This window comes from Kitasatospora sp. NPDC042419 (assembly GCF_056437345.1).
On sequence record NZ_JBWKAW010000003.1, the window covers coordinates 234674 to 252890 of the forward strand.

An 18217-nucleotide genomic window follows, 5' to 3' on the forward strand; every position below is an offset into this window, starting at 1 on the left:
ATGAGGCGCGGCGAACTGCTCACCGCCCTCTCCCGCATCCGGCAGGCGCAGAGCAACGGCGTGCGCGCCCCGCACAAGCCGCTGCTGCTGCTCTGGCTGCTCGGCCGCCACGCCCGCCTCGGCACCAGCGAGGTGCCGTACGCGGAGGCCGAGGAGCCGGTCAGCCGGCTGATCAACGACTACGGGCCCGCCGTCGGCCGCAACACCGCCGTCCAGCGCGCGGCCATGCCGTTCGTCCACCTGGAACGCAGCCTCTGGACGCTGCGGGACGGCTCCGGGCGGCCGCTCGGCACGAAGGACGTCCGGGACAGCGGCGCCGCGCTGCGGCGGGTCGACGCGGTGGGCCGGCTGCGGCCGGAGGTCGAACGGCTGCTCGCCGAGGACCCGTCGACCCTCGCCGTCGCCGTCCGGCTCCTGCTGGACCGGCACTTCACCCCCACCCTGGAGACGGCGATCTGCGAACAGGCGGACGTCGCGCTGCCCGAGCTGGACGTCGCCGACCTGGAGCTCCCCGCCGCGGACGGGCCCGCGTACCGGATCACCCGGCGCCGGATCCGGTCCGCCGGCTTCGCCGCCGACGTGCTGCGGGCCTTCGACCACGCCTGCGCGATCTGCGGGTACGACGGCCGGCTCGGCCGCGCCCCCGTGGGGATCGAGGCGGCCCACGTCCGGTGGCACAGCCAGGGCGGCCCGGACGTCGTCGACAACGCGCTCGCGCTCTGCTCGCTGCACCACGCCCTGTTCGACTTCGGCGTGCTCGGGGTGACGGAGGACCGCACCGTCCGGGTCTCCCCGCACTACCGGACCGACTCGCCCGCCGGCCGGGCCGTGCTGGCCCTCGGCGACCTCCCGGTGGCGCTCCCCGACCGCCCGCTCACGGCGCGCGCGCACGACTACCTGGGCTGGCACGACCGGTCGGTGTTCAAGCACGGGGGCTTCGTCCTCGGCTGACCGGCGACGGCCCGCTACTGCCGTTCCAGGCGCCACCACTGGGCGGGCGAGTCGGTGTCCTCCCACTGGTGGACGGGGGTGGGCGGCTCGGTGGCCGGACCGTCCGGGGCCGTCAGGGCCTTGCCGCTGACGAAGCTGGTGAGGGTGTAGGTACCGGGGTCGTCGAGGTGGTGCTCGACCAGCCACTCCTGGGCGCCGAACGCGTTGGCGGACCACTGCTGGACGGGGACGCCGTTCTCCGGGGAGGCCCCGGTGACGTCGAGGCGCTTGCCGCCGGCGACGTTCTCGACGTGGAACAGCGCCCCGCCGGGGTGGACGGCGCTCAGCCGCCAGAGCTGCGCGTCCGAACCGCGCTCCGCGCCGAGCACCACCTTGGCGCCGCTGCGGCGGCTGCCGTCGGCGACCTCCAGCAGCAGGCCGTCCGCGACGTTCCGGATCCGGTAGAGGCCGTCGGTGATCACGTGGTCAGTCACGGGGGGAGTCTCTCACCGGGCTCCGACAGCCCGGTGCTCCCAGGCGAACGCGGCGGCCAGGACCAGGACGACGGCGCCGACCTGCACCAGGGCGGAGGCGGTGGTGCCGAGCGGCACCGTGGCCGCCGCCAGGCCGGCGGCCACCAGCCGCGGGAGGTTCGGGCCGAGCGCGAAGGTCCGGCGGACGGCGGCGTTGACGGTCAGGAAGACGGCGACGCCACCGGCCAGCGCGGCGGCCTGGGCGGTGGTGACCGGGGCTCCCGGGTGCGCGACCGCGGACTTCACCCCGGCGGCGAACAGCAGCACGCCGAGCAGCAGCCCGTAGTGGCCCAGGTTGTAGACGCTGACGGCCAGGCGGTTGCGGCGGTCCGAGGCCAGCCCGGCCATGTGGTGCTCGGCGCGCGCGTCGTCGTCGTGGCCGAAGTAGGCCCACCAGAGGCCGACGCAGACGGCGAGGCTCAGCACGGCGACGGCCAGCAGCGGCGCGGTCGGCTCGGCGGTGCCCGCGCCGACGCCGATGGCGATCACCGACTCGCCGAACGCGATGATCACGATCAGCCCGTGCCGCTCGACGAAGTGGTCCGGGCGCAGCTGGAAGCTGGGCAGGTCGACCAGCCTGGGTATCGCGAACTGCAGGGCGAAGGCGGCCGCCCAGAAGGCGAGCTGGACGGAGCCGGTGAGGTAGCCGCCGGTCACCACCAGGGCGGTGTTCAGCAGGTTGAGCCCGCCCATCCGCAGCACCGGCCCGAGGGCCACGCCGGAGACCGCGAACAGGCCGGTGTGCACGGCCACCACCAGGAGGTACGCCCAGCCGAAGACGACCCCGCTGCCCTCGAACGCGTGCGGGACGGCGAGCGAGATCACCAGGAAGCCGGCCATCGCGAGCAGCAGCAGGCCCCGTCGGCCGTGGGTGCGCGGCGGCATGGCGTTGGTCAGCCAGATGAACGCGTCGTACATCCACCAGATCACCGCCAGCATCACCAGGACCTGGGTGAGGCCGCCCGGGGTGAGGTGGTGGGCGAGGCTGTCGGTGAGCTGGGTGACGGTGAAGACGAAGACGAGGTCGAGGAAGAGCTCCAACGGGCTGACGCGCAGCGCAGGTTCCCCGTCGGCGGTGGTGGCGGCCGGGGCCGGGGCGGCGGCGTGGGCGGTGGCAGGGGCGGCCCGGCCGGTGCGGGCCGTGGTGGCAGCGGTGGCGGGGGCGGCGGCGAGGTCGCCACGGGCAGGGGTCGCGGTCACCCGCGTGAGTATGGGGCACGGAGGCCGGGCCGCGCGGGGGAATTCCACCTGCCGGGCAGCGGTCTGACGGTTCGTCGGCAGACCGCTCGTGGGCGGATCATTCGACCGAGGGGCCTCGGCGGAGGAGCGCCGGGCCGAGGGTCCTCGCGGGCGTCGGCACGGGGACCGCCCGGGCGCGGCCCCCGGATCCGACCCGGGGACGGCCGTGCCCGGGCGGGCCTCTATGCTGCCGCGAATGGTGTTCGACCCTCATACCCAGCAGGACGGCCCCACCGGGCCGTCGGACCGTCAGCCGACTTCCCTCGCCGAGGCGGTGGCCGAGTTCGAGGCCGCCGTCGCAGCACTGCCGGACGCCGAGGACGGCGAGCGGTTCGACGCGGCGCTGCGACGCCTCGGCGGGCTGCTCGGGCCGGCCGGGGAGCGGGAGTCGGCGGCGGTCGGCCCGCGGCTGGCCGCGTTGCTGCCGGACACCCCGCCGTTCCCTCGGGCCCACCTGGCGATGATGGTGGGTGCCTGCGTGGAGCGCGGCGCCGACCCGGTGGCCTGCGCCGACCGCGTCCTGGCCGGACTGCGCGAGGCGCTGACCGGCGCGCTGCTGCTGCTGGAGCGCTGGAAGGAGACCGGCGACGGCGGCCTGGACGACCTGCCCGACCCGGACGGGAACGACCCCGACCGGGACAGCCCCGGCCGCGCCCACGCCCGGATCGAGGAACCGGGGCGGATGGACGAGTGGCACGCCCACCGGGCCGTGATCGGCTGGTGGACGCTCCCGCTGTGGCAGCGGGCCGCGTTCGCGCTCTACACGCACGCCGCCGTCCGCCGCACCGCCCGGGACGCCGGCGTGACGGACGTCCTGGTCACGCTGATCGACCGGTACTCCGGCGAACAGCACGACCTCAAGGGTCTGCGGTACCTCGCGAGCACGCTCGACGACGAACCGCTGCTCGTCCTGCACCGCCCGAGCGGCACCGGCTACCTGCTCCGGATGGACGGGCTGACCGACAACTTCCAACTGCACACGCTGCTCGCCGAGGTGTTGATCGGCGGCGGCCACCTGCCCGGCGCCCGGCCGGCCCCGGAGGCCGTCGCCCTCGCCCGGACCGGGCGGGTGGACCGGCGGCACCGGGTCGTCGCCACCGGCGCGTTCAACCTGGTCGCACCGGACGGCGGCTGGATCTGGAACGAGGGCACGCCGGAGGACGTCCCGGTGGTGGACGGCGTCCGCACCCTCGTCCTGGATCCGCAGCCGTACGAACGGAGCTGGTCCGCCGGACGGTTCATCGAGGAGGTGCCGGGGGAGCTGCGGCTGGAGCGGGTGCTGGCCCCGGCCGAGGCCGCGGCGCGGCTCGCCGCGGCAGCCCCGGCGCACGCCTTCGAACAGGCGGTCCGGTAGCGGCGCCGGCAGCGGGCACGGGCCGAGGACCCGGCGCGGACGCAAGGGCGGGCGCCGGGCCCGGCCGGAGGCGGGTGAAGGGGGACGGAGGGCCCGGCCGGAGGCGGGCGGAGGGCGGGCGGTACGGCCGGGTTATCGTCGGAGGTCCGAGGAGTCTGCTGAGGAGTGGAGTCGACGATGGCGAGGATCCCGAACGCGCTCACGGCCGCCGCGCCCGCCGCACTGACCGCGGCGAGCGGCCTGGTCGGCGGCTACGGCGTCGCCCGCTGGACCGGCAAGCGCCAACTGGGCAGCGCCGTCCTGGCCGTGGCAGGGGCCGGGGCCGCCACCCAGTGGCACCGCCGTTCGGGCGCGGCCACCGCTGCCGCGCTGACCGGGCTCTACGTGGTCGCGTTCGGCGGCTCGCACCCGCTGGCGAAGCGGATCGGCGCCTGGCCGTCCGTCCTCGCCGTCACCGGCGTGGTCGTCGCCGCCTCGGCCGTCACGTCGGCGGTCGTCACCCGCAAGGGCTGAGGCCCGGCGGGGCCTTCGGCGGCGGCCCGGTCAGCTTCCGAACCGGGCCTCGAAGGCGGCCCGGTTCGGCGAGACGGGCGTCCGGTCCCAGACCGCGAACACCACCCGGTCGAAGGCGGCGCCGTACCGGGACAGCGCGCCCTCGAAGGCCTCGGCCACCTGGGCCGGGTCGTTGCGGAACACCCCGCAGCCCCACGCCCCCAGCACCAGCGTGCGTATCCCGTGCCGGGCCGCCGCGGCGAGCACCCGCTCGGCCCGCTCGGCCAGCACCTCCCGGACGTCCACGGCCCCGTCCGCGTCCAGAGCCGCGTGCACACCCGTGTCCGCGCCGGTGCCCGCGCCCGCGGCCTCCGCGTGCAGCGCCAGCTGACCGGCGTTCGGCGCCGGCGAGGTCAGGAAGGTGACCGGGTACGGCCGGGCCAGCAGCTCGCCGCCCTCGCCCCGGATCACCGGCACCGCGGGCGAGACGATCACCCGGTGGCTGTACCTGAGGTCACGGGAGGCCCGGTGCGCCTCGTAGTAGTCCGGTGCCTCCAGCAGGCAGGTGTACAGCAGGGCGCTGCGGCAGAGGTCCTCCTCCTGGGCGCGGGCGCCCCGCAGGTAGCCGCCGCCCGGGTTCCGCGCGGAGGCGAAGTTGAGCACCCCGACCGGACCGGCCCCCGCCTCGACCAGCCGCCGGGCCGCCGGGATGCTGCCCTCGGCCGTGACCTCCACGGCGCCCCGCCCCGACCCGGCCCCGGACACCGACCCCGGCAGCGGTCCCGGCCCGCCGGCCGCCACCAGCGCGTCCAGCTCCGCCGGGGCGTACGACACCGTGCCGGCGCGGGCCGCCGCCAGCTGCCCGGCGAGGTCCACGAGCTCACCCCCGGGCGCCCGGTAGCTCCCCCGCTCGGCGATCCCCTCGTTCTCCGTCGCCACGTTGCGCATTCTGCTGCTCATGTCGGCGACCGTAGGGGACACCGGTCACCCGGCGCCACTGGTTATTCTCAGCAGCAGAACAACGGGCCGGTCGGGCCGGAACCACGCGGGGCGGGAGCCGCCCCCGCCCGGCGCCCGCCGCCCGGCGCCTGCCCGGGCCACCACCGGCGGGAACGCCGACGGGCCCGCCCCACCGAAGTGGAGCGGGCCCGTCGTCGACACTCAGTCGTCACACCCCGCGGCCTCGCCCGGAGGCCGCGGCGCTACGACGTCAGTTCTTCCAGCGCGGCTTGCGGTCGTCGCGGTTGAAACCGCCCGAGTTGAAGCCGCCGGAGCGGCCACCGCGGTCGTCACGGTCCCGGTTGAAGCCGCCACCGGCCTGCGGGCGGCCACCGGCGCGGTGGTCGTCGCGGCGGGAGAACGGACGGCTGTTGCTGCCGCCGCGCTCGTCGCGGTCCCGGCCGAAGGCCGGACGGTCACCGAAGGAACGGGCCGGGCGGTCGCCGAAGGAGCGGCCGCCGCGGTCGTCGCGGTCGCGGTTGAAGCCGCCACGGTCGTCACGGTCCCGGTTGAAACCGCCGGAACGGCCACCACGGTCATCGCGGTCACGGTTGAACGCCGGACGGTCCCCACGGTCGCGGTTGAAGCCGCCACGGTCGTCACGGTCCCGGTTGAAGCCACCGGAGCGGCCACCACGGTCGTCGCGGTCACGGTTGAACGCCGGACGGTCCCCACGGTCGCGGTTGAAGCCGCCACGGTCGTCACGGTCCCGGTTGAAACCGCCGGAGCGGCCACCACGGTCGTCGCGGTCACGGTTGAACGCCGGACGGTCCTCGCGGAACGCCGGGCGCTCGTTGCGCGCCTCGCGGTACGGAGCACGCTCCTCGGCCACCGCGGCGGGCGCGGCCGACTCGGCCGCGGCGGTCTCGCCGGCGACAGCGGTCTCGCCCTCGGCCTCGGCGGCCGGGGCCTCGTCCACGATGCCCAGGTCGGCACGCTCGCGGGCGGCCCGCGCGGACAGGCGGTCGGCCTCGTCGCGCAGCTCGGCGGCGCGGCGCTGCGCGCGCTCCAGCTGGCGGGCCATGTCGGCGACCTCGCGCTCGGCGGCGCCGGCGATGTTCGCCGCGCTCTCCGCCTGGACCTCGACCAGCGAACGGGCGCCGGTGATCCGGGCCACCTCGGCGTCGAAGGCGTGGTCCAGGATGTGACGGCTGGCGTCGACGCCCGCGTCCTCCATCAGGCGGAAGACGCCGCGGCGCTGGTGCGGCAGCACCAGGGTGACGACGATGCCGGAGCGGCCGGCACGGGCGGTGCGGCCCGAGCGGTGCAGGTAGTCCTTGTGGTCGCCGGCCGGGTCGACGTTGAGCACCAGGTCGATGCCGTCGACGTGGATGCCGCGCGCGGCGACGTCGGTCGCGACGACGACGTTGACGTAGCCGTCCTTGAAGTCGCCGAGGACGCGGGTACGGGCGCCCTGGGTCATGCCGCCGTGCAGCGCGTCGGCCTTCACGCCCGCCTCGACGAGCTGCTCGGCGACGCGATCGGCACCCATCTGGGTGCGGACGAAGATGATCGTGCGGCCCTTGCGGGCGGCGATCGCGTTGGTGATCGGCGCCTTGTCCTTGGGCTTCACCACGAGGATGTGGTGGGTCATGGTGGTCACCGCGCCGGCCGACGGGTCGACCTCGTGGGTGACCGGGCTGTTCAGGTAGCGCTTGACCAGGGTGTCGATCTCGTTCTCCAGGGTGGCGGAGAACAGCAGGCGCTGGCCGCCGGCCGGCACCTGGTCGAGGATCTCGGTGACCTCGGGCAGGAAGCCCATGTCGGCCATCTGGTCGGCCTCGTCGAGGACGGCGACCTGGACGTCGTCGAGCTTGGCGGAGCCGCGGTTGATCAGGTCGCGCAGACGGCCCGGGGTGGCGACGAGGACGTCGACACCGCGCTCCAGCGCGTAGATCTGGTTGGACATCGAGGTACCGCCGCAGACCACCTTGAGCCGCAGGCCGAGCACCGAGCCGAACGGCTCCAGGGCGTCGGCGACCTGCATGGCCAGCTCACGGGTCGGGACGAGGATCAGGCCGCGCGGGTGCTTGGCCCGGGTGCGCTCGCCGGCGGCGAGGCGGGTCAGCAGCGGCAGGCCGAAGCTGAGGGTCTTGCCGGAGCCGGTGCGGCCGCGGCCCAGCACGTCCTTGCCGGCCAGCGCGTCCGGGATGGTCGCGGCCTGGATCGGGAACGGCGTGGTGACGCCCCGCTTGGCGAGGGCGCGGACGATGTCGTCCGGCAGGCCCAGGTCACCGAAGGTGATGGTGGGCTCGGCGGGCTCCTCGGCCTCGGCGGCGTCGTCGGCCTCGACGGCCGCGTCGGTCGCGGAGGTGTCGGCGTCGGTGGTGTCGACCGCGTCGACGGCGGCGATCAGCTCGGCGTCGGCCTCGACGGCCGGCTGGGCGGCGTCGAGGGAGTCGGTGGTTGCGGCATCGGCGGCGGCCTCGCTCGCAGGCATGGCGAAGCGGGCGTCGTCAACGAGAGACATCTAAAACCTTCCGGAAGTGGCACGCGCCAAAGTCCGGGGTTCTGTTTCACAACCGCCTCTATGCGGTCAGCCACGGATCGCCGGAACGCGCCAAGGGCGCCAGGTGAAATAGGGCGCCAGTCAAATGGATCAAACGAACGATCTACCACCATAGACGAGCCTGGGGATCAGAGGCAAATGCGCTGGCCAGACCAGCGAAGCAAAGCCCGGCGGGCCGCGCTACTGGCCTCCCGTCCCCGCACTGGGTGCCGCGGAGGCCGTCGTGGCGGGCGACGGCTCCGGCGCCGGGGTCGTGGTCGGCGCGGGCGTGGTGTGCCCGGGCTCCGGGGAGGCCGGCGGCCGCCCGCTCGGGCTCGCCGCCGGGGCGGACGCCGTCGAGCCCCCGGAACGGCCGTCCCCGGTGCCGGGGCCCGTTCCGGTGGTGGCGCCGGTGCCGCCCGTGGTGTGGCCCGTCCCGGCGGTGCCGCCGACGCCGCCGGCCGTCCCGCCGGTGGGCGCACCGGCGCCCGGGTGGGGCGCGGGGCTGGCGCTCGATCCCCCGGCGGTGCCACTCGCGCCGGGCGCGACCTCTCCCGGTGCGCCGACCGGCACCGGCTCCGCGCCGACGGGCACGCCGTTCGCGCCGCTCAGGTCGCCCGTCACGGCGGGCGGCTCACCGGTGGCCGGGCCGAGCTGCCCACCGCCACCCGGCGCGTTCTGCCCCTGCACGCTCCCTGCGCGCTCCGGCCGCCCGGACGCACCACCCTGGTGCCCGCCGCCCGTCGGGGAGGCCGACGGACCCGTCCCGGGCTTGGCAGCCGTGCCGACCTGGCCGACCGGCACCGCGCCGTGCCTCTCGTCCGCACCGGGCCCCACCGACATGCAGCCGGTCAGCCCGAGCCCGGCCACCGCCAGCACGGCCGCCGCCCGCACCACCCCGGTCCGGACCACCGCCGGGCGCGACCCGGACCCCCGCGCCGCGAGCGTCCGCACCACCACCGGGCGCTCCCCGGCCGGACCCACCACCGCCGACCCCACCGCCGCCGGTCGGACCGCCGCCGGGCGGACGACCACCGGGCGCTCCAGGGCCGCCCGGCCGCTCGCCGAGGGCTCCGCCGGCCGCCCCTCCCGAGTACCCGACTCCCGCTCCGTACGCACCGCACGGACCGCACGCATCGCACGCTTCGCCGCCACCGCGCTCCCTCTCCTGCCCGCCCCGGCCGGGCCGCCCGACCACCGCGCGCGGCCACCATTTCTGGTGCCCAACGCACGCCCCCGGCGCACGGACACGGACCGGACCACCAGGAGCACCCGAACGAGCGCCGCCCCCGCCCCCGGAGCCGCACGGACGTTCCCCGAACGGACGGGCGTCCGCAGCGCGGTGACCCACCCGCCGCCCGGCTCAGCCCCAGAACGCCGTCGCCAGGCCCGCACCCGCGTAGACCGCCGCCAGGCCCGCCACCACGCTGCCGGCCACGTTGGCCAGCGCGTACCGCCCGGCCCCGCCACCGGCCAGCCGCAACGTCTCGTACGAGAACGTCGAGTACGTGGTCAGTGCCCCGCAGAGCCCCGTCCCGAGCAGGAGTTGGAGGTGCGAGGAGGCCGCGCCGGCCGCCACCGCCCCGGTCAGCAGCCCGAGCACCAGGCAGCCGACCACGTTCACGGCGAACGTCCCCCACGGGAACACCGAGTCGTGCCGGGACTGCACCACCCGGTCGGTCAGGTACCGCAGCGGCGCACCGACCACCGCGCCGACCACCACCAGCAGCCAGTTCACGCCCCGGCCTCCCCACCCGGACCCGCGGCCGCCTCCCCGCCGCCGGCACCGGCACCGCCGCCGGCACCGTCCTGCGGCCCGTCCGCGCCCGCCCCGGCCCCGCCGCGCCCCGCGTACCGGACCACCTCGCACCGGTCCAGCAGCACCAGCCCCTCCGCCACCAGCCCGTCCAGCAGCGGCAGGAAGGCCCGCACCCGCTCCTCGGTGTCCACGATCACCACCGCCACCGGCAGGTCCTCGCTCAGCGACAGCAGCCGCGCCGTGTGCACCAGGGAGGACGCCCCGAACCCCTCGATCCCCCGGAACACGCTCGCCCCGGCCAGCCCGGCCGCCCGCGCCCGGTGCACGATCTCGCTGTACAGCGGGCGGTGCCGCACGCGGTCGTTCTCGCCCACCAGGACGGTCAGCCGCAGCGCCGCGCCGCCCAGCCGCGCCGGCTCCGGCGCCCGCTCCGGCCCTGCCCCCTGCTCCCGGCCCGTCACTCCGCCCTCCCCGCGCCGCGCCGGACCAGACGGCGCGTCACCCCGGCCGCGGCCCAGACCGCCGTCAGCGCCGCCAGCAGCGTCACCCCCAGGTAGACCGCCCCGGCGCCCGGCCGCCCCTCCCCCACCAGCCGGCGGATGTCCGCCGCGTACGTGGAGAAGGTCGTGAACCCGCCCAGGACCCCCGTCCCGAAGAACGGCCGCAGCAGCGGATGCGCCGGCCGCCCCTCGGTGATCACCACCAGGAAGACCCCGATCACCGCGCACCCGGTGACGTTCACCAGCAGCGTGGTCCACGGGAAGTCCGCCGGCCCGGCCGGCCGGAGCAGCCCGGCCCCGTACCGCGCCGACGCCCCCAGCGCCCCGCCGACCGCCACCACCGCCACCGTCGGCCCCTGCCCGCGCAGCACCGGGGGCCGCCGCCGGACCACCGCCCGCGACGGGTCCCCCACCGGGCCGTCCGGCACCACATCCTCCGAGGTCGCCATGAGCCCCATGAAACACCGCCCCCGACCGCCTGGCACACCGTCACCCCAGACCCGACAATGATCCGGTGGAGATGACCCGGGAAGACTTCGAGGTACTGGTCAGCGACGCGCTCGACCAGATCCCCCCGCAGCTCGCGGCCATGATGGACAACGTCGCGGTCTTCGTCGAGGACGAACCCGACCCCGCCGACCCGGAACTCCTCGGCCTCTACGAGGGCACCCCCCTCACCGAGCGCGGCGAGTGGTACGCCGGCGTCCTGCCAGACCGGATCCTCGTCTACCGCGGCCCCACCCTCCGCCTCTGCGACACCCGCGAACAGGTCGTCGACGAGGTCCGCACCACGGTGATCCACGAGGTCGCCCACCACTTCGGTTTCGACGACCACGAGCTCGACGAGCTCGGCTGGTCCTGACCCCGCCGCCACCCCCGCCGGAGCCCCACCCCCCACCTGGCCGAAACCCGTTTTGGCGTTCGGCCCGGCATCCCATATGCTTCTCGACGTCCCCGAACGCTGGAAACAGCGGGACAGGCCGCAAGCCCTCATCGTCTAGTGGCCCAGGACGCCGCCCTTTCAAGGCGGTAGCACGGGTTCGAATCCCGTTGGGGGCACGCAGTACCGTAGTACAGTGCAGTAACGCAAGACCTGGTGGAGCGACACCACCTAAGGTCCCGTGGAGCAGTTGGTTAGCTCGCCACCCTGTCAAGGTGGAGGTCGCGGGTTCAAGTCCCGTCGGGATCGCTCGTCTCGCAAGAGACGGTGCAGTACGGCCAGGTAGCTCAGTTGGTACGAGCGTCCGCCTGAAAAGCGGAAGGTCGCCGGTTCGACCCCGGCCCTGGCCACCGTACTGGGAAGGCCCCGGAGAGTTCGCTCTCCGGGGCCTTCTGCGTGCCCGGCACGCCCACCCGTACGCCAACGGCTCAGGCGAGCCGGTCGCCGGCGGCTACGCGAAGACCTCGATGCTGCACTTGGCCGCGCCGCTGCGCTGGATTCGGGCGTCGCTGGTGACGAGTGGCACACCGAGGGCCTCGGCCAGCGCCACATACTGTGCGTCATGGGCGCTGATGTTGTGGTGGAGCTCTCGGACGCGCTGCCACAGGATCAGCGTCTCATGTCGCGCGATGGCGAGGGCCTGGTAGTCGGCAACGGCCTTCACCGCTTCCTTCTCCGCGAGCTTGCCACCGCGCACCATGCCGAAGAGGGCCGAGACGATTTCGTAGTCGAGCAGGCCGGGGGCAGCGAGCACGTCCAGCCCGCGGAGTCGGTCGCGGACGGCCCGGCCGGCTGGACCGTGGTCGGTGAGCACCCGAACCAGCGCGGAGCAGTCGATGACGACGCTCAGGTTCACCGGCGCTCCCGACCCTCGTCGATCGCGGAGAGGATGTCCGCCGTACTCACCTCGGAGCGGGTCTCCCGGTCGAGGCGGGTCATCATCTCGGCCAAGGTCGGCGTGGCCGCCTCACGGGTGACGAGGTCGAGCAGGTACGCCTGCAGGCTCTTTCCGCCCTGGGCTGCCCTGATCTTCAGAGTTTCGAGAATCGAGTCCGGAACCTCACGAATGGTGATCGCAGTCATGCATGCATTTTAGCTGCGCTGCCTGCAAAGTGTCATCAGCGTGGTGCGCCGGAAGACCGGTCGACGCCGGCGCTGACGCCAACCGGTCAGGCGACGGCGTACGACGGGGGAAGGCCCCGGAGAGCGGACTCTCCGGGGCCTTCCGCGTGCGCCGCCGCGGGGTCCGGGCTGCGCGGTCCCGTACCCGGGCGGCGGGGGCCGCTCCGACCACGGGATCCGCGCACCCGGGCCCGGACGGGCGGGTCAGTCCTTCTGGGTGGCGTAGAGGGTGCCGTCGGCGCGGTAGAGGCTGGCCTTGTAGGAGGCCTTGTCGCCGACGACGGCGAACCAGCGGACCGGGGAGTCGCCGAGGGTGATGATCGGCTGCTGGGTGACGGTGCCGTCGGCCCACTTCGCCTCGGCCCGGGCGGCCTCGGGGGCGACCCGGAAGAAGCCCATCGTGGGGGCGCCGTAGAACGGGTCGCTCGTGCCATTCTTGGCCCACGGGTGGAAGGCCGGGCCGCCGGGCAGGTCCTCGACGCCGCCGGGCGGGGTGTAGCCGGGCGGGGGGGTGCCCCAGAACGGGGTGACGCCCCGGGCGGGCTGCTCGTTCTGCTGGGACTGCGAGATCCGCTTCCCGTCCACGACCAGGTAGAAGACCACCTGGTCGTGGCCGGCGTGCCGGTACTGGTCGACGTAGCCCTGGGTCGGCGCGGAGTCGGTGGAGCCCGCCGCCTTGTCCTCCTCCCAGATCAGCTCGGCCTGCCGGAGGGCCTGCTCCTTGGAGACGGCCGGCCAGAGGGCCGCCCAGGCGGTCCACGGCTTGCCGTCCTTGGTGCCCGACGCCATCTGCACCCGGACGGGGGTGAACGGGTCCCCGGGGGTGGGTGCGGCCGTCTGCCCGGTCTCGGTGGTCTGGCCGGTCGCGGCGGCCGGGCCCTGCCCGGTGCCCGGCGCCGGGGAGAGGGGCGCCGACGCCGCGATCAGCGGCCCGGGCCCGGAGGTCGGGTTGATGCCGCCGTTGACGGCCGCGACGCCGCCGACGGCCGCGACCACGGCGAGCGCCATCACCCCCGTCAGCACGGACCGCCGCCGCACCACCCGGCGCCGGCCGCCGGCCTGGACGGCGGCGTACGGCACGGGGCCGATCCGCACGGTGTCCGCCAGTCCGGACAGTTCCCGGACCACCGCCGCCGCTTCCTCGACCGCTCCGTCCGACTGTGTTTCGTCGCGGTTCACGCCGCACCTCCGATGCTCGTCCTGGTGTTGAGTGAGGAGAGCTCGCGCAGCTTGGCGATCCCCTTCGAGGCCTGGCTCTTGACCGTGCCCACCGAGCAGCCCATGGCCGCGGCGGCCTGGGACTCGCTGAGGTCCTCCCAGTACCGCAGCACCACCGCCTGGCGCTGCCCCGGCGGCAGGGTGCCGAGTGCCGCGACCAGCGCCGCCCGGTCGTCGAGCTGCGCGAAGCCGTCCGGGCCGACCTGCTCGGGCACGGCGGTGACCAGCCGCTCGGGCGGCTTCCGCCGGAACCGGCGGGCGTGTTCGTTGATCAGGATCCGGCGCACGTAGGCGTACGGTTCGTCGGCCCGGGTGACCCTCCCCCAGGCCGCGTAGGTCCGTTCCAGCGCCGTCTGGGCCAGGTCCTCCGCCAGGTACCGGTCCCCCGCCAGCAGGAACGCCGTACGCATCAGACGTGGCCAGGCACCGGTCATGAACGCGTTGAACTCGAAGTCCCGCTCGGCCTTCTTGGCTCCCATGAGCACCTCCTCGCCCTCCCAGAGCCCGGGACGGCCGCCAACCGTTGCCCGGACCCGGGAAGTGGACGAGAAGACGTGCGGAAGACGGTACGCGGCGGGGGCGGGAGGTCAGGCGGCGGGCGGGATGTTGAAGTTCAGGCGGAAGAGGTTGCCCGGGTCGTACACCGCCTTGAGCTCGGTGAGCCGCCGGTGGACGGACTCGGGGTAGGCGGTGCGGACGGTCCGCGGGTCGGCGGCGTCGAAGCCGAAGAAGTTGGCGAAGGCCCCGCCGGTGGACCACGGGCCGAGGCGCTCGTGCAGGGTGCGGTGGGCGGCGCGCAGGTCGTCGAGCCGCCCCGGTTCGATCAGGCTGGTGGAGAAGGCCAGGTACGCCGCGTCGCGGCCGCCGACGGCGTTCGGCACGGCCGGTTCACGGGAGTAGGCGCCGCCCTGGAGGCGGAGCTCGACGATCAGCGGACTGCCGGCGTCCGGCCCGACGAGGTCGAGGAGGGCGTCCACCGTCCCGGGGGCCAGCTCGCGCAGCGCGCTGTTGCGGTCGTACGCGGCGTGCGCGAACGGCGGCTCGTGGTGGATGGTGCCGGCGTCCTGGAACGGCAGTTCGCGGACGGTGTCGAGCAGCGGGGTGCCGAGGGCGCGCAGCGGCTTGATCCAGTCCTCGCCCTCGTCGGCGGGGCCGCTCCAGGCGACCCGGAGGACGGCGGCGTAGCGGCCGCGGAGCGGTTCGGGCAGGACGGGCAGGTCGGGGTAGCGGATCAGCTGGGCGGAGGTGGCGAGTTCCTCGGGGACGGTCCGGCTCCACTCGGCCCAGCCGTGCAGCGCGGCGGAGGCGGACTCGGCGGGGAAGTAGAGGCCGCCGCCGAGCAGGCCGGCGACCGGGACGAGGTCGATCTCCATGGCGACGACGACTCCGAAGTTGTCCTTGCCGCCGCGCAGCGCCCAGAAGAGGTCCGGCTCGGTGTCGGGGGTGGCGGTGCGCAGCCGGCCGTCGGCGGTGACCACGTCGAGGCGGCGGACGTGGTCGGCGGCGTAGCCGTAGCGGCGGCCGAGCAGGCCGATGCCGCCGCCGAGGGTGTAGCCGACCGCGCCGACGTCGGGGTTGGAGCCGCTGAGCGGGGCGAGGCCGTGCGGCGCGGCGGCGGCGAGGACCTCGTGCCAGCGGACGCCGGCGCCGAGGGTGGCGGTGCGGGCGACCGGGTCGACCGTGACGCCCTTGAGTCCGGCGGTGCTGATGACGAGCTGGCCGTCGGTGGGTACGGAGATGCCGTGGCCGGTGGCGCGGACGGCGACGGCGAGCCCGTGGCCGTCCGCGTACCGGACGGCGGCCGCGACGTCGTCGGCGTCGGCGGCGGCCACCACCAGTGCGGGGTGGTGGTCCAACGCGAGGTTGTAGCCGGTCCGCTGGGCTTCGTAGCCGTCGTCGCCCGGCCGGTACACCGGTCCTGTGGTCTCGATCATGCCGGGAGGCTAACCCGGTCGCGGGCGGAGCAATCCCGTCCGGTTCCGCTCTCTGTCAGGTCGGTGCGGTCGTGGAACCGACGGCCCGTCACGGGGAGCGGGGCCCCGGTGGGCGGACCCGGCCGCGGCCTCCCCCCGGGGCCGCGGCCGGGCGGTCCGGCGCGGGCCTCAGCGGCCCGCGTCGGAGGCGCGGGTCATGATCTCCAGGTTGTGGCCGCTCGGGTCCTCGAAGTAGGCGCCGCGGCCGCCGAACCAGTCGTTGGTGCGGCCGGGGTGGCGGTGGAACGGGTCGGCCCAGTAGGTGAGGCCGCGGGCCCGGACCCGGTCGAGGATCGCGTCGAACTCGGCGTCGTCGACGAGGAAGGCGTAGTGCCCGGTGGGGATCGGGCCGTCGACCTGCATGACGTCGAGTGCGACGTCGTTGCTGAGCCGGACGATCTGGAAGGGCTCGCTGTGGACCGGGTCGGCGAGGCCCAGGACGTCGGCGAGGAAGCGCGCGGACTCCTTGTCGTCGCGCGCCGGAACGATCGTGTGGTTCAGCTGAACGGCCATGGAACGCTTCCCTCCGGGTGGTTCTGGACGTGCCACCGAGCGTAGGACTTCAAGTCCGCTTCACGTCAAGCATGTCGTAAACTACACGATGTAGTGCACTGCAAGGAGGGTATTCCGATGGTCGAACAGACCGCGACGGCACCGGTTTCGGCCACTCCGGCCCAGGCCGCCCCGGCTCCGGCCGCCCAGGCCCAGGCCGCCCCGGCCCCGGCCGCCGGCCACCGCGGCATGCCGGAGAAGCGGGTGGCGATCGCCCGTGCGGCGCGCACGGTGTTCGGCCGGGAGGGCTTCACCCGCACCAGCGTGGACGCCATCGCCGCCGAGGCCGGCGTCTCCAAGCGGACCATCTACAACCACTTCGCCGACAAGGAGCAGCTGTTCCAGTCGGTGATCCTGGAGGGCGCCTCCGCGGTGGCCGCCACCCAGGCGAAGATCGCCGACCGGCACCTGCGGAAGATCGTCGACCTGCGCACCGACCTGATCGACTTCGGCCTGGACCGGGTCGGGTCGCTGACCACCTTCGCCGAGCACTGGGCGCTCGTCCGGACGATCGAGGCGGAGGCGCTGCACATCCGCCCGGCCGTGCTGGAGGCCTGGCAGGAGGCCGGGCCCCGCGAGACGCACCGGGTGCTGACCCACTGGATGACCGAGTTCGCCGAGCGCGGGCTGCTGCTGGTGCCGGACCCGGACGAGGCGGCCCGCCACCTCAACCTGCTGACCTTCATCGCCGTCGCCCAGCCCACCTTCTACGGCGCGATCCCGATGTCGGCGGAGCGGATGGCCGCGGTCGTGGCGAGCGGCGTCACGGCGTTCCTCAAGGTGTACCGCGCACCCGGCGCGACCGCGTAGCCTCCGGAGCAGCAGAACCGCCGCACCGCCAGGGGGGCCGGGAGGATGGAACTGACCGTCGTCGACGTCGCGCCGGGGACACCGGCGCTGACCCGCGACGTCGCACCGCTGATCGGGGCGCTGCGGCCGGCGCTCGGCCCGGCCGGGTTCGCCGCGTTCGCCGCCGAGGCGCACCGGCAGGGGCTGGTCTTCACGGCCGCGTACGACGCCCGCGGGCGCTGTCTGGCGGTGGCCGCGCACCGGGTGCTGGTCACCAGCCGCGGGCGGCTGTTCTTCGTCGACGACCTGGTGACCGCTCCCGCGGCCCGGTCCGCCGGGGTCGGCGGGCAGCTCTTCGCCGTCCTCCGGGAGCGGGCCAGGGCGGCCGGCTGCGTCCGGATCGAGCTGGACTCGGGGACGGCCAACCACGGCGCGCACCGCTTCTACCACGCGCACCGGATGGCCGTGACGGCGCTGCACTTCGGCCTGGAGCTGTAGCCGCGCGGAGCGCGGCGGGGGGACGCGCCGGGCCGTCCGTGCGCCGCGCACCGGCCACGCCGTGCACCGGCCACGCCGCGCACCGGCCGTCCGTGCACCGCGCACCGGCCACGCGCGCGCCGGGAGCGTACCCGGCCGCCGCCCGCCGCCCGACCGGCCCACCGCTGATCTGTCAGGTCCACCACCGGACTTGACGGACCCGCCGGACGACCTTTGACCCTCCCGCGCGCCGCCGCCCAGGATTCCGGCCATGGGAGAAAACACCGCAGAAATCGCGCCCCTTTTCGCATCCCGCGCCGAGCTCCGGATTTCCGCCGGCCCGGCCGAGGTCTATTCGGTGATCAGCGACCTCCCGCGCAGCGGCGAGTGGAGCCCGGAATGCCAGGGCGGGAGCTGGGTCTCCGGCGAGCCCGGAGCGGTCGGTTCGGTGTTCCGCGGCGAGAACCTGCGCAGCCCGGACGTGGTCGCCTGGGCGCCGGTGGTCCGCGGCACCTGGTTCACCCACGCCGAGGTGCTGGCGGCCGAGCCGGGCCGGACCTTCCGCTGGGCCATGCGGGACAGCGGCGGCCGGGCCCAGGACAGCGTCTGGGCCTTCGACATCGAGCCCGACGGCGACGGCAGCCTGCTGGTGCACCACTTCCGGATGGGTACCGCCACCGAGGGGATCCGCGGCATCACCGCGGAGATGGACGCCGACGAGAAGCGGCGGTTCTTCGCCGAGTGGGGCGAGAAGGTGGCGGGCGACCTCGGCGTGACCCTGGAGCGCGTCAGGCGGGTCATCGAGAAGGGCTGACACCGCCCCGGTCCGCGGCCGCAGCCGGCCGCGCGCCG

The 18217-nt window shown here is 75.1% G+C and carries 21 protein-coding genes and 3 tRNA genes; 10 read left to right on the plus strand and 14 right to left on the minus strand.

From position 1 onward, the window contains the following. Positions 1-951, plus strand: coding sequence for a phosphorothioated DNA-binding restriction endonuclease (locus AC067J_RS08375; RefSeq protein ID WP_478297107.1), 951 nt, complete (start codon positions 1-3; stop codon positions 949-951). Between the two features lie 14 nt (positions 952-965). On the opposite strand, the gene AC067J_RS08380 is transcribed toward AC067J_RS08375, so the two are convergent. Both AC067J_RS08380 and AC067J_RS08385 read right to left on the minus strand, forming a co-directional pair. Beyond that, a complete protein-coding gene (locus AC067J_RS08380; protein WP_478297108.1) occupies positions 966-1424 on the minus strand; it encodes an RICIN domain-containing protein in 459 nt (152 codons plus the stop codon). Positions 1425-1436: 12 nt separating this feature from the next. After that, positions 1437-2663, minus strand: a complete 1227-nt coding sequence (locus AC067J_RS08385; RefSeq protein WP_478297109.1) for a low temperature requirement protein A — start codon at positions 2661-2663, stop codon at positions 1437-1439. A 235-nt stretch (positions 2664-2898) separates the two neighbouring features. On the opposite strand from AC067J_RS08385, the gene AC067J_RS08390 reads away from it, so the two are divergent. Both AC067J_RS08390 and AC067J_RS08395 read left to right on the plus strand, forming a co-directional pair. Continuing rightward, on the plus strand, positions 2899-4056 hold the full coding sequence (locus AC067J_RS08390; protein ID WP_478297110.1) for a hypothetical protein: 1158 nt from the start codon (positions 2899-2901) through the stop codon (positions 4054-4056). Between the two features lie 177 nt (positions 4057-4233). Then, on the plus strand, positions 4234-4569 hold the full coding sequence (locus AC067J_RS08395) for a hypothetical protein (RefSeq protein ID WP_478297111.1): 336 nt from the start codon (positions 4234-4236) through the stop codon (positions 4567-4569). Between the two features lie 30 nt (positions 4570-4599). On the opposite strand, the gene AC067J_RS08400 is transcribed toward AC067J_RS08395, so the two are convergent. The 6 genes from AC067J_RS08400 to crcB (AC067J_RS08425) form a co-directional block, all read right to left on the minus strand. Continuing rightward, positions 4600-5508 carry a TIGR02452 family protein gene (locus tag AC067J_RS08400; RefSeq protein WP_478297112.1) on the minus strand — a complete coding sequence of 303 codons (909 nt, stop codon included), beginning with the start codon at positions 5506-5508 and terminating at the stop codon, positions 4600-4602. A gap of 250 nt (positions 5509-5758) precedes the next feature. Continuing rightward, entirely contained in the window at positions 5759-8017 is a 2259-nt protein-coding gene (locus AC067J_RS08405; protein ID WP_478297113.1) for a DEAD/DEAH box helicase, read from the minus strand. A 219-nt stretch (positions 8018-8236) separates the two neighbouring features. Further along, complete coding sequence (locus AC067J_RS08410) at positions 8237-9190, minus strand: hypothetical protein (RefSeq protein ID WP_478297114.1); 954 nt, start codon at positions 9188-9190, stop codon at positions 8237-8239. Positions 9191-9398: 208 nt separating this feature from the next. Continuing rightward, positions 9399-9773 (minus strand): fluoride efflux transporter CrcB, encoded by a 375-nt coding sequence (gene crcB, locus AC067J_RS08415; RefSeq protein WP_478297115.1) that lies wholly within the window; start codon positions 9771-9773, stop codon positions 9399-9401. Then, positions 9770-10255, minus strand: coding sequence for a DUF190 domain-containing protein (locus AC067J_RS08420; protein ID WP_478297116.1), 486 nt, complete (start codon positions 10253-10255; stop codon positions 9770-9772). The genes crcB (AC067J_RS08415) and AC067J_RS08420 overlap by 4 nt, the downstream gene beginning before the upstream one ends. Then, positions 10252-10743 (minus strand): fluoride efflux transporter CrcB, encoded by a 492-nt coding sequence (gene crcB / locus AC067J_RS08425; protein ID WP_478297117.1) that lies wholly within the window; start codon positions 10741-10743, stop codon positions 10252-10254. The genes AC067J_RS08420 and crcB (AC067J_RS08425) overlap by 4 nt, the downstream gene beginning before the upstream one ends. Positions 10744-10814: 71 nt before the next feature. Here crcB (AC067J_RS08425) and AC067J_RS08430 point away from each other — a divergent pair, with 71 nt between their 5' ends. The 4 genes from AC067J_RS08430 (at position 10815) to AC067J_RS08445 (ending at position 11584) form a co-directional block, all read left to right on the plus strand. Then, entirely contained in the window at positions 10815-11156 is a 342-nt protein-coding gene (locus tag AC067J_RS08430; RefSeq protein WP_478297118.1) for a metallopeptidase family protein, read from the plus strand. A gap of 124 nt (positions 11157-11280) precedes the next feature. Continuing rightward, positions 11281-11353: transfer RNA gene (locus AC067J_RS08435), tRNA-Glu, on the plus strand. A 56-nt stretch (positions 11354-11409) separates the two neighbouring features. Next, positions 11410-11483, plus strand: a tRNA-Asp gene (locus tag AC067J_RS08440). A gap of 27 nt (positions 11484-11510) precedes the next feature. Next, positions 11511-11584: transfer RNA gene (locus AC067J_RS08445), tRNA-Phe, on the plus strand. A 101-nt stretch (positions 11585-11685) separates the two neighbouring features. Here the strand turns inward: AC067J_RS08445 and AC067J_RS08450 are convergent. The 6 genes from AC067J_RS08450 to AC067J_RS08475 form a co-directional block, all read right to left on the minus strand. Next, positions 11686-12090 (minus strand): type II toxin-antitoxin system VapC family toxin, encoded by a 405-nt coding sequence (locus tag AC067J_RS08450; protein WP_478297119.1) that lies wholly within the window; start codon positions 12088-12090, stop codon positions 11686-11688. Continuing rightward, entirely contained in the window at positions 12087-12317 is a 231-nt protein-coding gene (locus tag AC067J_RS08455) for a FitA-like ribbon-helix-helix domain-containing protein (RefSeq protein ID WP_478297120.1), read from the minus strand. The genes AC067J_RS08450 and AC067J_RS08455 overlap by 4 nt, the downstream gene beginning before the upstream one ends. A 243-nt stretch (positions 12318-12560) precedes the next feature. Then, positions 12561-13535, minus strand: coding sequence for a hypothetical protein (locus AC067J_RS08460; protein WP_478297121.1), 975 nt, complete (start codon positions 13533-13535; stop codon positions 12561-12563). Continuing rightward, positions 13532-14053, minus strand: coding sequence for a SigE family RNA polymerase sigma factor (locus AC067J_RS08465; protein WP_327679412.1), 522 nt, complete (start codon positions 14051-14053; stop codon positions 13532-13534). The genes AC067J_RS08460 and AC067J_RS08465 overlap by 4 nt, the downstream gene beginning before the upstream one ends. A 108-nt stretch (positions 14054-14161) precedes the next feature. Beyond that, positions 14162-15508 carry an FAD-binding oxidoreductase gene (locus AC067J_RS08470; protein ID WP_478297122.1) on the minus strand — a complete coding sequence of 449 codons (1347 nt, stop codon included), beginning with the start codon at positions 15506-15508 and terminating at the stop codon, positions 14162-14164. 168 nt (positions 15509-15676) lie between these two features. Then, positions 15677-16060: a VOC family protein gene (locus AC067J_RS08475; protein WP_478297123.1), complete on the minus strand. Its 384-nt coding sequence runs from the start codon at positions 16058-16060 to the stop codon at positions 15677-15679. A 117-nt stretch (positions 16061-16177) separates the two neighbouring features. Between AC067J_RS08475 and AC067J_RS08480 the strand changes: the two genes are divergently transcribed. The 3 genes from AC067J_RS08480 to AC067J_RS08490 all read left to right on the plus strand — a co-directional run bounded on the left by AC067J_RS08480 (position 16178) and on the right by AC067J_RS08490 (position 18179). Beyond that, on the plus strand, positions 16178-16909 hold the full coding sequence (locus tag AC067J_RS08480) for a TetR/AcrR family transcriptional regulator (RefSeq protein ID WP_478297124.1): 732 nt from the start codon (positions 16178-16180) through the stop codon (positions 16907-16909). Positions 16910-16954: 45 nt separating this feature from the next. Beyond that, positions 16955-17386 carry a GNAT family N-acetyltransferase gene (locus AC067J_RS08485; protein ID WP_478297125.1) on the plus strand — a complete coding sequence of 144 codons (432 nt, stop codon included), beginning with the start codon at positions 16955-16957 and terminating at the stop codon, positions 17384-17386. Positions 17387-17636: 250 nt separating this feature from the next. Then, a complete protein-coding gene (locus tag AC067J_RS08490) occupies positions 17637-18179 on the plus strand; it encodes an SRPBCC family protein (RefSeq protein ID WP_478297126.1) in 543 nt (180 codons plus the stop codon). The last annotated feature ends 38 nt before the right edge of the window (positions 18180-18217 follow it).

Excerpts from the sequence above, each read along its gene's own strand:
- AC067J_RS08475 (WP_478297123.1), bottom strand. The coding sequence starts at position 16,060 with ATGGCCGTTCAGCTGAACCACACGATCGTTCCGGCGCGCGACGACAAG.
- AC067J_RS08465 (WP_327679412.1), bottom strand. The coding sequence starts at position 14,053 with ATGGGAGCCAAGAAGGCCGAGCGGGACTTCGAGTTCAACGCGTTCATG.
- AC067J_RS08395 (WP_478297111.1), top strand. The coding sequence starts at position 4,234 with ATGGCGAGGATCCCGAACGCGCTCACGGCCGCCGCGCCCGCCGCACTG.
- AC067J_RS08455 (WP_478297120.1), bottom strand. The coding sequence starts at position 12,317 with ATGACTGCGATCACCATTCGTGAGGTTCCGGACTCGATTCTCGAAACT.
- AC067J_RS08375 (WP_478297107.1), top strand. The coding sequence starts at position 1 with ATGAGGCGCGGCGAACTGCTCACCGCCCTCTCCCGCATCCGGCAGGCG.
- AC067J_RS08400 (WP_478297112.1), bottom strand. The coding sequence starts at position 5,508 with ATGAGCAGCAGAATGCGCAACGTGGCGACGGAGAACGAGGGGATCGCC.
- AC067J_RS08470 (WP_478297122.1), bottom strand. The coding sequence starts at position 15,508 with ATGATCGAGACCACAGGACCGGTGTACCGGCCGGGCGACGACGGCTAC.
- AC067J_RS08405 (WP_478297113.1), bottom strand. The coding sequence starts at position 8,017 with ATGTCTCTCGTTGACGACGCCCGCTTCGCCATGCCTGCGAGCGAGGCC.
- AC067J_RS08390 (WP_478297110.1), top strand. The coding sequence starts at position 2,899 with ATGGTGTTCGACCCTCATACCCAGCAGGACGGCCCCACCGGGCCGTCG.
- AC067J_RS08430 (WP_478297118.1), top strand. The coding sequence starts at position 10,815 with ATGACCCGGGAAGACTTCGAGGTACTGGTCAGCGACGCGCTCGACCAG.
- crcB (WP_478297117.1), bottom strand. The coding sequence starts at position 10,743 with ATGGCGACCTCGGAGGATGTGGTGCCGGACGGCCCGGTGGGGGACCCG.
- AC067J_RS08480 (WP_478297124.1), top strand. The coding sequence starts at position 16,178 with ATGGTCGAACAGACCGCGACGGCACCGGTTTCGGCCACTCCGGCCCAG.
- AC067J_RS08485 (WP_478297125.1), top strand. The coding sequence starts at position 16,955 with ATGGAACTGACCGTCGTCGACGTCGCGCCGGGGACACCGGCGCTGACC.
- AC067J_RS08490 (WP_478297126.1), top strand. The coding sequence starts at position 17,637 with ATGGGAGAAAACACCGCAGAAATCGCGCCCCTTTTCGCATCCCGCGCC.